General features: G+C 68.3%; 9 protein-coding genes. 8 read left to right on the top strand and 1 reads right to left on the bottom strand.

All coding sequences use genetic code 11. From position 1 onward, the window contains the following. Positions 1–217 precede the first annotated feature (217 nt). From SM418_RS09250 to SM418_RS09230, 5 genes are all read left to right on the top strand, one after another. Positions 218–3,331, top strand: a complete 3,114-nt coding sequence (locus SM418_RS09250; RefSeq protein WP_371940358.1) for an AfsR/SARP family transcriptional regulator — start codon at positions 218–220, stop codon at positions 3,329–3,331. A 1,033-nt stretch (positions 3,332–4,364) separates the two neighbouring features. Next, complete coding sequence (locus tag SM418_RS09245) at positions 4,365–5,261, top strand: N-acetylmuramoyl-L-alanine amidase (protein ID WP_371940359.1); 897 nt, start codon at positions 4,365–4,367, stop codon at positions 5,259–5,261. 120 nt (positions 5,262–5,381) lie between these two features. Next, entirely contained in the window at positions 5,382–6,053 is a 672-nt protein-coding gene (locus tag SM418_RS09240; RefSeq protein WP_371940360.1) for an esterase/lipase family protein, read from the top strand. A 329-nt stretch (positions 6,054–6,382) separates the two neighbouring features. Further along, positions 6,383–7,015, top strand: a complete 633-nt coding sequence (locus tag SM418_RS09235) for an N-acetylmuramoyl-L-alanine amidase (RefSeq protein ID WP_371940361.1) — start codon at positions 6,383–6,385, stop codon at positions 7,013–7,015. Between the two features lie 90 nt (positions 7,016–7,105). Continuing rightward, positions 7,106–7,228 carry a hypothetical protein gene (locus tag SM418_RS09230; protein WP_371940362.1) on the top strand — a complete coding sequence of 41 codons (123 nt, stop codon included), beginning with the start codon at positions 7,106–7,108 and terminating at the stop codon, positions 7,226–7,228. Positions 7,229–7,309: 81 nt separating this feature from the next. Here SM418_RS09230 and SM418_RS09225 read toward each other — a convergent pair whose 3' ends face one another. Then, positions 7,310–8,173, bottom strand: a complete 864-nt coding sequence (locus SM418_RS09225; RefSeq protein WP_371940363.1) for an alpha/beta fold hydrolase — start codon at positions 8,171–8,173, stop codon at positions 7,310–7,312. 58 nt (positions 8,174–8,231) lie between these two features. Between SM418_RS09225 and SM418_RS09220 the strand changes: the two genes are divergently transcribed. The 3 genes from SM418_RS09220 (at position 8,232) to SM418_RS09210 (ending at position 13,566) form a co-directional block, all read left to right on the top strand. Then, on the top strand, positions 8,232–10,169 hold the full coding sequence (locus tag SM418_RS09220; RefSeq protein WP_371940364.1) for an AfsR/SARP family transcriptional regulator: 1,938 nt from the start codon (positions 8,232–8,234) through the stop codon (positions 10,167–10,169). Positions 10,170–10,353: 184 nt separating this feature from the next. Then, positions 10,354–11,841 carry a methionine--tRNA ligase gene (locus tag SM418_RS09215; RefSeq protein ID WP_371940365.1) on the top strand — a complete coding sequence of 496 codons (1,488 nt, stop codon included), beginning with the start codon at positions 10,354–10,356 and terminating at the stop codon, positions 11,839–11,841. Positions 11,842–11,907: 66 nt separating this feature from the next. Next, positions 11,908–13,566, top strand: a complete 1,659-nt coding sequence (locus SM418_RS09210; protein WP_371940366.1) for a catalase — start codon at positions 11,908–11,910, stop codon at positions 13,564–13,566. Positions 13,567–13,574: the final 8 nt, after the last annotated feature.

Raw genomic sequence — 13,574 nt, 5'->3', positions numbered from 1 at the left:
TGCCCCTCTGCTCAGTGCTTTCCGACCTTGCGACCCCACACTGAGCATCGGAGCGTCCCCTTGCGGCGGGCCTTGCGGGACTCCTTGCGGAAGCCTTGTCGTTTTCGCATGCCGACCGACCTATAATGGCCAGGCCATAATGTACTTGCCGGTGGCAATTCTCACTTGACAATGCCAGAGTGATCTACGTCAAGGTCGACTTCCTTAGGGAGTGCGGATGGAATTCCGCATCCTCGGCCCGATAGAAGTGTGGTCGAGTGAGCAGCGCCTGCACCTGGGCTGGGCAAAAGAACGCTGCGTACTCGCCGTGCTTCTGATGAACCCCGGGCGACCAGTGACTTCGGACGTACTGATCGACCGCGTGTGGGACGCCGACGCGCCGGCAAGAGCGCGAGACCTCCTCTATCCGCACGTGGCCCGGCTCCGGCGCAGCCTCCACGCGCTGGGAGGAGCGGTCCGGCTCGAACACAGGTCAGGCGCCTACGTGTTAGAGGTGGATCCAGATTCGATCGATTATCAGCGCTTCCGCTCGTTACGCGATCAAGCCCGCGCCATTGCCGACAGCGGGCACGCCGACGAGGCGGTGCGGCTTCTGACCGAGGCGCTGCGGTTGTGGCGCGGCGATCCGCTCGGCGGTGTGGCGGGACGCTGGGCGGCGCAGCGGCGCCGGGGGATGCAAGAAGAACTGCTGGAGGCCGCATCCATGCGGGCGAAGCTCGAACTGGAGCAGGGAGAGCATTCGAGAATCGTCCCGGAGTTGAAAGACCTGGTCGAACGGTTCCCGGGTGATGAAAAGCCCGTCGAACTGCTGATGCTGGCCCTGCACCGGGATGGGCGGACCGGCGAGGCGCTGCGGGTGTACGAAAGGGCGCGCCAACGCCTTGCTGCGGAACTGGGCGCTTCTCCCAACACCGAGCTGCGTGAACTGCACCGCCGGATCCTGACCGGAGACCCCGGGCTCATGACGCCCTCCAGGACGACTCGCCCCGCCCCACCCAGCGATCTACCGCGTGATCTGCACACTTTCACGGGGCGTGAGCCGGAACTCGATCGCCTGACGGCGCTGGCCGAAGGAAGCGACACCGCTGTCACCGTCCTGGCCATCGATGGAATGCCCGGCGTGGGCAAGTCCACGTTGGCGATACATCTGGCTCACCGCCTCGCGCCACGCTATCCGGAGGGACAGATCTTCATCGATCTGTGCGCGCACGACCCCGAACGGGAGCCGCTCGGACCGGCGTTCGCACTCGACCGGCTGCTGCGGACGGTCGGTGTGGCAGCGGATCGCATCCCGCCGGACCTCGACGGCAGAGCCGCGCTGTGGCGGTCCGAACTGGCGCAACGCCGGACCATGCTCGTGCTCGACAACGCGCTGGGGCACGATCAGATCCGGCTGCTGCTGCCCGGCGCACCCGGCTGCCTCGTACTGATCACGAGCCGGCGTCGACTGGCAGGGCTGGACGCGGCTCGAACCTTGTCCCTGAACGTGCTCACCCCCGAGAAGGCGGCCCTTCTTCTGATCAAATCGGCCGGGCTCGCCCCGGACGCCGATCCCGACGCCGTTCGCACGGTGGTCCGGCTCTGCGGTCATCTGCCGCTGGCCGTCCAACTGATCGGCAACCGCCTACGGCATCGGAAGAGCTGGACCGTGGCGGACCTGGCTGAGAGGCTGGGCGGCGAAGGTCGGCTCCTGACCGAAATCCGGGCCGAGAACCGCGAGCTCAGCCTCGCCTTCGAACTCTCCTACCTCGGCCTCGACTCGGCGATGCGCCACGCCTTCCGGATACTGAGCCTGCACCCCGGCATGGATCTGACCGCTCCCGACGCGGCCGAGTTGCTGAACACCGACAAGGCGACCGCGGAGACGCTGCTGGATACCCTGCACGACCATCATCTGATCGACGAGCCTCAGCGAGGTCGTTACCGGTTCCACGACCTCATCCGGGAGTACGCACGGCAACTGGTGGCCAGCCAGGATGCGCCGTCCGTCCGTGACGATGCCCTGGATCGTCTACTGGGCCGCCATATCTCTGTGACAGCGGACGCTGCCCACTTGCTGTTCCCGCATCGCTCACGATCGGTGCCCGAACCCACGGGTTCGTCGTTCTTCTCCCAAGAGGGAGAGGCACGCGAATGGCTGCAAGCGAACCTCGACAATGCCCTGCGGCTCGCCCACCACGCGGCGGAGACCGGTCGCCACCGGGCCGTCGGCCTGCTTGCGGCGGCGTTAGGGGGCTATCTCGAAACCCAGGGCTATTGGTTGGAGGCGGCTGAACTGCACGAACGCGCCGTCCGAGCGTGGCAGCGCCTGGACGAAGGCGAGGGGGCGGCTCGCGCTCTGGCCGACAAGAGCCGGCTTCTCCTGCGTACCGGTCGCCACGAGGAGGCGCTCCACGCTGCCAACGAGGGACTGGAGATCGCGTACACAGCCGACGCCACCGGGTCGGTCGCCGCGCTCTTCGATCAGCTCGGCCTGATCCACTGGCAGCGATCCGAGTTCGACGTCGCGGTCGGCTATGACGAGCGGGCGCTCGAGATATACCGGTCGAACGGGAACCGGACCGGCGAGGCCGAGGTCCTCAATCATCTGTCCATCGTCCTGTGGCATCTAGGACGGTATTCCGAGGCAGCCGAGAAGATGCGCCTGGCCCTTTCTCTGTACGAGGAGACGGGGAATCACCAAGGACAGCAGATGATGCTCAACAATCTAGGAGACCTTGATCTACGGCTTGGCCGCCACGCCTCCGCTCTCCTTTTCTATGAAGAAGCAGGCGCGGTCATGGAGATGAGTCGCCAGCACAGGGCGACCTGGCTGAACAATATCGCGACTGCGCGCCTGAAGAGTGGCGAGCCCGACAACTACCTTGCCCAGTATCGAGAAGCTCTTTCAATTTATCGAGAGATCGGCGACAAGCGTGGCGAGGCCGCATGCTTGAACAACATCGGCCGCTGGTACAGCGAAACAGGCCGACCGGGCGAGGCCTTGATCCATTTCCAGAAGGCCCTGTCAATATCCCAGGATATATCAGAGCGTTTCGAAGCGACCTCGGCATTGTTGAATATTGCGGACTTGCATTACCGGGCGGAGCGTTATGGGATTGCTCTGGACAATTATGGAGAGTCACTGACGGTCGCGCGGTCGATCGGGGACGCCTACCAGGAGGCACGCGCCCTGGAGGGCACCGCGCAGGTGATCGCCCGCACTCGCGGCCAGGCGCACGCCGACCACTACTACCTGGAAGCTCTTCGACTTTATGAGCATCTGGGCGTCCCTGAGGCGGGATCGGTACGCGCGCGGATCATACGTCACGACGACGCGTCCGGCACCTGAGTTTCTTTACCTGGGAACGATGCAACGTGTGATCTCGTCCCTCTGCTCTGATAACCTCAGCAACACCCTGCCGACATACCGGCACATCTAGGGCCATATCCTCAACACTCGCATGGAAGGGCAACGACGCCTTGATCACGCGCTTCTGGAATATATTCATGTGGTCCGTTCCCGTCGGGAACGCGGTTTAGAAGCCCTGCAGGAGTTCCCGCAGGGACCATCAGGGGCGGTCGGGCCGAGAGTTCGCGCCCGGCCGTCCCTGACCGACGAAGGCAACCACGAAGAGACCTTCCAGGTCCTGCGAGAAATTCTCACTCAGCACGACTTGCGATAGAGTGCAGACTAATCCGGTCCCGCATCAACTCAGGTTCAGATCTCCGCGGATATCGCGCAGTTGCACGATTCTATCAGCGTCTCCGCTGAATACATTGACGACACCTTCGTCGGAGGCCTCTGCTGGGCTCTGTGTCCGGTCCTTCAGCGCCCTCGACCCAGTCGCCGCCCTCGTCCTCGCTGGTGAGGTCGAGGATGAGGTGCTCGCCGTAAACCTCGGCGGTGACATGGGGTCGATGCACTACTGATCGGCGGTCTTGAAGGGGAGCAGCGTACGGGGAAGGCGGAGCATCACCTGATGGATACCCCAGTTGGCGATCAGGTGGCGAAGACGGCTTCGCCGGTTATTGGCCGACCTCCGGGAGCGCGACAAGCGCAAGGCGTCGTTCATGGCGAGGCTCACCGCAGGACTGTGTCCCCTGACCAGCCTTCTTGAGCGGGGGCCGGTGATCCCGCCCGGACAGATCGTGGCCTTGCTCTTGGAATCACCTCAATCTTGTTTGAGCCATGTGTGCAGGTGGGCGTCTGGTCGAGAGAGTGTGCGGTGTCCGCGGCTTCCTGTGTCTTGGTTGGCGGAGGGCAGGTTGGGTAAAGGCGGGTCTTGCGGTGGCTTGGAGCCCTGTTCACCGGTTCGGGGCGAAGAGCGCCGATGGTACGCCTAGGCTTTTCGGTCACGTTGCGATCCGTTTGGAGGCCGGCCGTGGACATCATCAGCCGGAAGGAGTGGGGCGCCCGCGAACCGCGGTCCCGCTCGACGGTCACCTGGGGAGACCGCACCGAGTTCGTCGTCCACTACTCGGAAGGGCCCACCACGCAGTCGGTGCGGTCCATTCAGGATTTTCACATGGACGGGAACGGCTGGTCCGATATCGGCTACAACTTTTTGGTCGACGTCCAGGGCCGGATCTACGAGGGACGCGGGTGGCTGACGGTGGGCGCGCACGCGCCGGGCCACAACGCGTCCGGGATCGGCGTCTGCATGATCGGGCGGAACGGGGACGCGACCGCGGCGGCCACGCGGTCCATCCGGGCCGTGTACGACGAGGCCTGCCGGCGTGCGGGCCGGAACCTGGCGAAGCTCGGGCATCGGGACGTGTACGCCACGAGTTGTCCGGGCGACCAGCTGTACGCGTGGGTGCGGGCCGGGATGCCCGCCGAGATCGAGGAGGACGATATGCCGGATTACGTGTCCGTCGGGATGACCGAGGCCCAGGACCTCCCGTCCGGCCAGTGGGTCACGGTCAACTGGGGCAAGGAGTACTCCGACTCGGCGCACCACCACTGGGACGAGGGCGGGCCCTCGCTCATCATCGGCTCCGCCCGCTACGCGTTCACCGCGAACGTCCGGGTCGAGGGGTTGGCGCCGGGGACGGAGTTGCAGGCGCGCCTGATCGAGCGCGCCGAGTCCGGCGGCAATGTCGAGAACGGTCCGATCGCCGAGTACGTCGCCAGTGATGGTTCGACGTTCCTTCATTACAACGTCTCGGCGGACACGGTGCGCAAGGGTTACCGGGTGCGGTTCCAGGTCGTCCAGTACGGCTCCGGGACGGGACGGATCACGGACGGGAGCGCCAAGGGCCTGGTCTGGTCCACCTAGCCCCCGTCCACCTGGGGTGGTGCGCGCGCAGGCTCGGAGGCCGGTGATTTCGCCGATGCGTACGGGGATCCGAGGGTTCACAGTTCAGGGCGTTGGTTCACCCCCACCCCTGGAGGCTTCATGAAACGGATCCTCGGATCGCTCGTGGCGCTGTGCGCGGCGCTCGCGACGTTCGGGCTCGGTCTGGCGCCGGCGAACGCCGCGGGGCCGCGGCCCGTCGTCTTCGTGCACGGGTACACGGGCAGTGCGTCCAACTGGGTCACCGCCATGTCGGTGTTCCGTGCCGCGGGGTACGGCAGCGACCAGTTGTTCGCGTACGAGTACAACTCCTACGGCGACAACACGCAGAACGCCGCCGGTCTCGCGTCCTACGTGAGCCAGGTGAAGTCGCGGACCGGCGCGTCCCAGGTCGACATCGTCAACCACTCCATGGGCGGGCTGGTCAGCCAGTACTACCTGAAGGTCCTGAACGGTAACGGCAACGTGGCGCACCTGGCGTCGATCGCGGGCGCCAACCATGGGACGACGTACGCCAGCGCGTGCACCATCTACGAGACGTGCCGCCAGATGCTCCCCGGCTCGTCCTTCATACAGCAGATCACCGCGGGCGACGAGACGCCTGGCAGCACCCAGTACGCCACCTGGTACTCGCCCTGCGACGGCATCATCATCCCCTACACCAGCACCCGTCTGGACGGCGCGAACAACCACTATGTGGCGTGCCAGACCCACATCGGCTACCTGACGGACACGGCGACGCTCAGCGCGATCGCCCAGTTCACGAAGAGCTGACCCCGCCAAGCGCATCGGGTGGGACGTCCCCTGCGGGCGTCCCACCCGATGCGCGTCCGGCCCTCGTTCGAGCAGCGATGAGGGACCGGAGGCGCGTTTTGGCTGACTACCCTGGGTGAGGTCCTGGATTGAGCTTCGGGGGAGGCGGGCTTGTGCGGAGGCTTTCGGTAGGTCCGGTGGCTGGTGCGATGCTGTGCCTTGGCCTGCTGGTCGCGTGTGGCGGGTCGCCCGGCGGGGGCGGGAACGGGAGCGCGACGCCTTCCCCTGGCAAGCCGTCGCCTGGCGGGACCGTCACCAAGAGCGCGTCCGCGCTGAACGGGAAGGTGATCGTGCTTGATCCCGGTCACAACGGCGGCAGCGCGGCCCATCCCGAGAAGATCAACAAGCAGGTCTTCGTCGGGAACGGTCACAAGCCTTGCAACACGACCGGCACCAGCACGCCCGCGGGTTACAGCGAGCACGCCTTCACCTGGGACGTCGCGAACCGGCTCGCGAAGACGCTGAGGGCCGAGGGCGCCACAGTGACGTTGACGCGTAAGAACGACAGCGGGGTCGGGCCGTGCATCACGGAGCGGGCGGCAGTCGCCAACCAGACTCACGCCGACGCCGCACTGTCGATTCACGCGGACGGCGCCGCCGCGTCCGGGCACGGGTTCCACGTGATCCTGCCGCAGCCCGTCGGCAAGAACAAAGGCATCGTGGGCGCATCACGCCGGCTTGGCGTGGACATCCGCGACGCCTACCACGCGGGGACGGGCATGCCCTTCGCCAACTACATCGGGAAGGACGGCCTGGACGCGCGTGACGATCTCGGCGGGCTGAACCTGTCCATGGTGCCGGCCGTGTTCATCGAGTGCGGCAACATGGCGAACCCGGGGGACGCGGCGAAGTTGTCCAGTGCGTCGTTCCGGCAGCGCATGGCCGAGTCCATGGCACAGGGGTTCGAGAAGTACTTCCAGTAAGTGGCCTGTTTGCCGTTCGCTGAGGTTAAGGGCAGATAGTCCGGCTACAGGGGAAGCGACGAGGCCGACGCACGAGAACGGACGATGGGCATGGCTCGTAAACGGGGGCACAGCGCGCCGCTCAACTGGGAAATGCTGCTCGGGCTGGTGGCGACCGCGTTCATCATCTACGTGTGGGTGTGGGCGGCGACGCAGGGCGGGCCGCCCTGGTAGGTTCGCGGCCCCTTCGCCCAGGGGCGCCCTCGAGCGGCGGATCCCTGGGGACCGGCTGCGCGCCGCCCGTCCCGGTACGTCCTAGCGGGTCAGCAGCGTCCGGAGTGACTTCGTGATCTCGGCGGGCGCCTCTTCGGCCATGAAGTGGCCGCAGGTCACGGTGCCGTGGTCCAGGTCGGACGCCCAGGCGCGCCAGAGTGCGGCGGCGTCGTAGCCGAGGGCGGCGCCCCAGTCCTGCTGGAGGACGGTGACGGGCATCCGCAGCCGGTTTCCGGCGTCACGGTCGGCCGTGTCGTGCTCGACGTCGATGCCCGCAGAGGCGCGGTAGTCGGCGACGATCGACGGGATCGCGTCGCGGCAGGCGGAGAGGTAGGCGGCGCGGACGCCGGGCGGGATCGCGGACGGGTCGTTCGCCCACAGGTCGAGGAAGTGGCCGAAGAACGCGTCCGGCGCACCGGCGATCATCTGCTCGGGCAGTCCGGGCGGCTGGGCCATCAGGTAGAGGTGGAAGCCGACGGCGGCGGTGGTGCCGTGCATGACGTCCCACATGTCCAGGGTGGGCAGGACGTCGAGGCAGGCAAGGTGGGTGATGGTGTCGGGGTGGTCGAGGCCGGCGCGGAAGGCGACAAGGGCACCGCGGTCATGGCCGGCCAGGGCCAAGCGGTCATGGCCGAGCGCGCGCGCCAACGCGACTATGTCCGCGGCCATGGTGCGCTTGGAGTAGTCGCCGTCTGGCTTGTCGCTCGCTCCGTACCCACGGAGGTCTGGGCAGATGACGGTGTGGTCGGCGGCAAGGGCCTCGGCGACGTGCCGCCACATCAGGTGGGTCTGCGGGAAGCCGTGCAGGAGGACGATCGGCGAACCGGAGCCGCCGACGGCCACATTGAGGGAGACCCCCTCGGCGACAGGGACGCGCTTGTACTCGAATCCAGTGATGGTTGGCATGGCTTCAGGTTGCCGCTCGCGAATGAGCAACCGATGAGCGCGCTATACCGTGGCTGGGGTGGACGTCCTGTTCGGGGTGCTGGGACCGGTGACGGCCTGGGACGGCTCCGGGAACACGATCGCATTGAAGGGGCCACGGCACCGCGCCGTCCTGGCCCGGCTGATCATCGCGCGTGGACGGGTCGTCCCGGTGTCCCTGCTGGTGGACGGTCTGTGGGTCGATCCGCCGCTGGACGGTGTCGGGGCGGTACGCACGTTCGTGGCGGCGTTGCGGCGCGTCCTGGAGCCCGATCGTCCGCCGAGGACGCCGTCCCGGCTGCTGGTCACCGAGGGGCCGGGGTACGCGCTCCGGGCCGGGCCGGACGAGGTGGACGCCTGGCGTTTCGAGCAGGCCGTGGCCGCGGTCCATCCGCCGTCCGAGTTGCTCGCAACGCTGGACGAAGCGCTTGGCCGGTGGCGCGGGCCCGCCTACGCCGACTTCGCGGACGAGCCGTGGGCGCGCGGGGAACGGTCCCGGCTGGCGGAGCTGCGGCTGCATGCGGTCGAGCGGCGGGCCGAGGCGCGGCTGGCGCTGGGCCTCGCCGCCGAAGCGGTGCCGGACCTTGACGCGCATGTCGCCGGGCATCCGTGGCGCGAGGACGCCTGGCGGCTGCTCGCGCTCGCCCTCTACCGCGCCGGCCGCCAAGGAGACGCTCTGGCGGTGCTTCGCCGAGCACGCGGCCTCCTCGTAGAGCAACTGGGGGTCGACCCAGGGCCGGAACTGCGTCGCCTAGAGGAAGACATCCTCCGCCAAGCCGACCACCTGGACGCGACGTCGCGGCTGTGGGCTCGCGCTGCTGAGACCTATGACCGCACCGTGGCGACCGGCGCGCGGTCGCGGCTGGAGTCGACGGTCGGCATCCTGCGCAACCTCGCGGTGACCGGCGGCGGGGGCCTGGAGGCGGCCCGGGAGCAGCGCATGCCGGCGATCGTCGCGGCCGAGGAGCTGGGCGACGCCGGACTCACCGCGCGGGTCATCGGCGCGTACGACGTCCCGGCGATCTGGACCCGGTCGGACGACCCGCGGCAGGCGGCCGAGGTCGTGGCGGCGGCCGAGCGCACTCTCGCCGCGCTCCCGGCCGGGCACGCGGCGGCGCGGGCGAGGCTGCTGGCCACGATCGCCGTGGAGTCGCGCGGCGCCGGCACGCGGCGGGCACGCGAGGCGGCCCGGGAGGCGGAGGCGATCGCCCGCGGCCTGGACGATCCGGCGCTGCTGGCGTTCGCGCTGAACGGCGCCTTCATGCAGTCCTTCCAGCGGGCGGGGCTCGCTCCGCGGCGGGACGAGATCGGCGCCGAGCTGGTCGAGCTGTCGGCCCGGCATGAGCTGGCGAGCCACGAGGTGCTCGGGCATCTGATCCGGTTGCAGGCGCGCAGCGCGCTCGCCGATTTCGCCCGAGCCGACGAGCACGCGGCCGCCGCCGACCGTCTGGCCGACCGTCACGAACGTCCGCTGGTGGGCGTTTTCACGGCGTGGTACCGGGCGCTGCGGCTCGCCGCGTCAGGGGCCCGGATGGCCGACGCGGAGGCCGCGTACCGGGACGCGGCCGAGCGCATGCAGGGCTCCGGCATGCCGGGCCTCACGGACGGGTTGCTGCCTTTCGCCCTGCTCTGCCTGCGCGTCCAGCACCGGCGGCCCGCGCAGACCGGCCCGGACCCCGGCTGGGGGCCTTACGAGCCGTGGGCCCGTCCCCTGGTGCTGCTGGCGCGCGGCCGTCCCGGCGAGGCAGCCGCCGCGCTGCGGGACGTCCCCGAACCGCCGCGCGACCTGCTGTTCGAGGCTCTCTGGTGCCTGACCGCCCGTGCTGCTGTGGAGGTGGACGACCGTGCCACGATGCGGCGGGCGCACGACGCGCTCGCCCCGGCCGCCGCTGAGCTGGCCGGTGCGGGCAGCGGCCTCCTCACCCTCGGCCCGGTCTCCCGCTACCTGGACGAACTCACCGCCGCCCTCGGCTCGTAACGGTCCGCCACCACTCGGTAATGGCGAACTTCCGCCGACCTCACCCCTGCTAGCCTGAATGCATGAGGACGTCCGGTTTCCAGGTGATGATGCCCCGCTCGTGGGGTCGCTGACGCTGGACGTTTCCAAGGCCCTGTTCGCGGGGCCTTTTCTCGTTTGGGGCCCCGGTCTTCTGGAGGTTCCCATGGGTGTTTACATCACGACGACGATCCCTTATGTCAACGCGCGCCCGCATCTCGGGTTCGCGCTGGAACTCGTGCAGGCGGACGTCCTCGCGCGGCATCTGCGCCGCCACGACGACGTCAGATTCCAGGCGGGGACCGACGACAACTCGTTGAAGAACGTCCTCGCCGCCGAGGCCGCGGGCGTCGGCGTGCAGGAGTTCGTGGACGGCCTGGCCGACGAGTTCGTCGGGCTGGCCGGGCCGCTCTCCCTCTCGGTCGACGACGTCATCCGCACCAGCCGCGACCCCCGGCACCGGGTCGGGGTGGAGCGGTTGTGGCGGGCGTGCGCGGCGTCCGGAGATCTGTACCGGCGCCATTACGAGGGCCTGTACTGCGTCGGATGCGAGCAGTTCTACGGCGAGACGGAACTTGCCGACAGGTTGTGTCCCGAGCATGGGACGGCGCCGCAGCGGGTAGCCGAGGAGAACTGGTTCTTCCGCCTGTCCCAATACGCCGACCGGCTGCACGATCTGATCGGTTCCGGCGAGCTGCGGATCGAGCCCGCCGAACGGCGTAACGAGGTCCTCTCGTTCGTCGCGGGCGGGCTTGCGGACTTCTCCGTTTCACGGTCGACCGCGCGGGCGCGCGGCTGGGGGATTCCGGTGCCGGGCGACCCGGGGCAGGTCGTCTACGTGTGGTGGGACGCGCTCGGCAACTACATCACCGCGCTCGACTACGGGAACGAGGGCGCGGAGTTCCGGCGCTGGTGGACGGGCGGCGGGCGGCGCGTCCACCTCGTCGGGAAGGGCGTGCTGCGGTTCCACGCGGTGTACTGGCCGGCGATGCTGCTGTCGGCCGGGCTCCCCCTCCCGGACGAAGTGCTGGTGCACGGCTACCTCACCGCCGGCGGACGGAAGATCAGCAAGTCGGGTGGAGTGACCGTCGACCCCGTGGAACTCGCGGGAACGTACGGGACGGACGCCGTCCGCTGGTGGCTGCTGCGCGAGGCGCCCCGCCTCGGGGACGTCGACTTCACGGCCGAGCGGCTCGTCCAGCGCGCGAACGACGAACTCGCCAACGGGCTCGGCAACCTGGTCAACCGCGTCGTGTCCATGGTGCACCGGTACCGGGACGGGGTCGTGCCGGTCAGCGACGGTTCCGGCGAGTTGGACGAGGTCTGCCGCGAGGCGGGCGGACGCGTCGACGCCGCCCTGCACGACTTCGACTTCCGGCGGGCGACCGCCGCGGTGTGGGAGATCGTGGACGAGGCGAACCGCTACATCAACCGGGTCCGTCCCTGGGAGCTGGCCAAGGCCCGGGACGAGCGGCTGGACGCCGTCCTCGCCGAACTCGTCCTGGCCTGCCGGACCGTGGCCACGCAGCTCGCGCCCTTCCTGCCGGACCTCGCGGACCGGGTCCGGCGGCAGTGCGCCGGGGACCGCCTGCCGAGCCCCACCCCCGTCTTCGAGCGGCTCCCCTGCGCCCTCCCGTCCGGACGATTTACCTGATCCAGACCAATGCCTTGCCCCTTTTCGGGTAGTGCCGCACTCGAAGCAGCGAGAGGGGGAGGCGTCGTGACGGACGTTTCGAGCAGGGGGCCGGAGCCGGGGGACGACCGTCCGGTGCTGACCAACCGGCAGGGCCACCCGGTGTACGACAACCAGAACCAGCGGACGGTCGGGGCCAGGGGCCCGGCCACGCTGGAGAACTACCAGTTCCTGGAGAAGATCAGCCACTTCGACCGGGAGCGCATCCCGGAAAGGGTCGTCCACGCGCGGGGCACGACTTCGTACGGGTTCTTCGAGTCGTACGGGAAATGGGGCGACGAGCCCGTCGCGAACTACACCCGGGCCAAACTGTTCCAGGGCGAGGGGAAGCGCACCCCCATCGCGCTGCGCTTCTCCACGGTCATCGGCGGGCGGGACTCCGCGGAAACGGCCCGTGACCCGCGCGGATTCGCCATCAAGTTCTACACCGAGGAAGGCAACTGGGACCTCGTCGGGAACAACCTGGCGGTCTTCTTCATCAGGGACGCCATCAAGTTCCCGGACGTCATCCACGCCCTCAAGCCGGACCCGGTGACGTTCCGGCAGGAGCCGGCGCGCATCTTCGACTTCATGTCGCAGACCCCCGAGTCCATGCACATGCTCGTCAACCTGTTCAGCCCGCGCGGCATCCCGGCCGACTACCGGCACCAGCAGGGATTCGGCGTGAACACCTACAAGTGGGTGAACGGGTCGGGCGAGACGAAGCTCGTCAAATACCACTGGATGCCGAAGCAGGGCGTGCGGAGCATGACCGCGGAGGACGCGGCCAACGTGCAGGCGGGCGACCTCGGGCACGCCACGAGGGACCTGCGCGAGGCCATCGCGCGCGGCGACTTCCCGGAGTGGGAGCTGCTCGTCCAGATGATGGACGACCACGACCATCCGGAACTCGACTTCGACCCGCTCGACGACACCAAGGTGTGGCCCGAGAACGATTTCCCGGCGAAGCCCGTCGGACGGATCGTCCTGGACCGGAGCGTCGACGACAACTTCGCCGAGAACGAGCAGATCTCGTTCGGCACCGGCGTCCTCGTGGACGGCCTCGACTTCTCCGACGACAAGATGCTCGTCGGACGGACGTTCTCCTACAGCGACACCCAGCGCCACCGGGTGGGTCCCAACTATCTGCAGTTGCCCGTCAACCGGGCCCAGGGCACGAACGTGCGGACGAACCAGCGCGACGGCCAGATGGTTTACCACGTGGACGCCGGCGGCGCGAACCCGCACGTCAACTACGAGCCGTCCATCACGGGCGGTCTGCGCGAGGGCGAATACCCGACGCACGACGAACAGGGCCCGGAGATCCGGGGACGGCTGACCCGCAAGCGCATTGCGCGCACGAACGACTACAAGCAGGCCGGCCAGCGCTACCTCCTCATGCACGACTGGGAGCGCGACGATCTCGTGCACAATTTCGTCCAGCTCATCTCCGAGTGCGCGCGTCCCGTCCAGGAACGGATGGTGTGGCATTTCCTGCTGGTCGAGGACGATCTCGGGCTGCGCGTCGGCGAGGGTCTCGGGATCGGGCCGGAGGATGTCAAGCACCTGGATCCGCTGCCCGGTCAGAGCCTCACCGACGAGGACAGGCAGCGGCTCGCGAACCTCGGCAAGAACGGGTCCCGGGACGTCGGCGGCCTGCAGATGACGCACTGCGTCCCGAACGAGAGGGCCGTCCAGCAGCGCTGACATCCCGT

This window comes from Actinomadura chokoriensis (assembly GCF_041463665.1).
Lineage (GTDB): Bacteria > Actinomycetota > Actinomycetes > Streptosporangiales > Streptosporangiaceae > Spirillospora > Spirillospora chokoriensis_A.
Note: the sequence above shows the minus strand (reverse complement) of the source record. Positions and strands in the feature narration are given on the sequence as shown.

What these genes read in the sequence shown, in the direction of transcription:
- SM418_RS09250 (WP_371940358.1), top strand. Translation starts at nt 218, where the DNA reads ATGGAATTCCGCATCCTCGGCCCGATAGAAGTGTGGTCGAGTGAGCAG.
- SM418_RS09240 (WP_371940360.1), top strand. Translation starts at nt 5,382, where the DNA reads ATGAAACGGATCCTCGGATCGCTCGTGGCGCTGTGCGCGGCGCTCGCG.
- SM418_RS09225 (WP_371940363.1), bottom strand. Translation starts at nt 8,173, where the DNA reads ATGCCAACCATCACTGGATTCGAGTACAAGCGCGTCCCTGTCGCCGAG.
- SM418_RS09230 (WP_371940362.1), top strand. Translation starts at nt 7,106, where the DNA reads ATGGCTCGTAAACGGGGGCACAGCGCGCCGCTCAACTGGGAAATGCTG.
- SM418_RS09215 (WP_371940365.1), top strand. Translation starts at nt 10,354, where the DNA reads ATGGGTGTTTACATCACGACGACGATCCCTTATGTCAACGCGCGCCCG.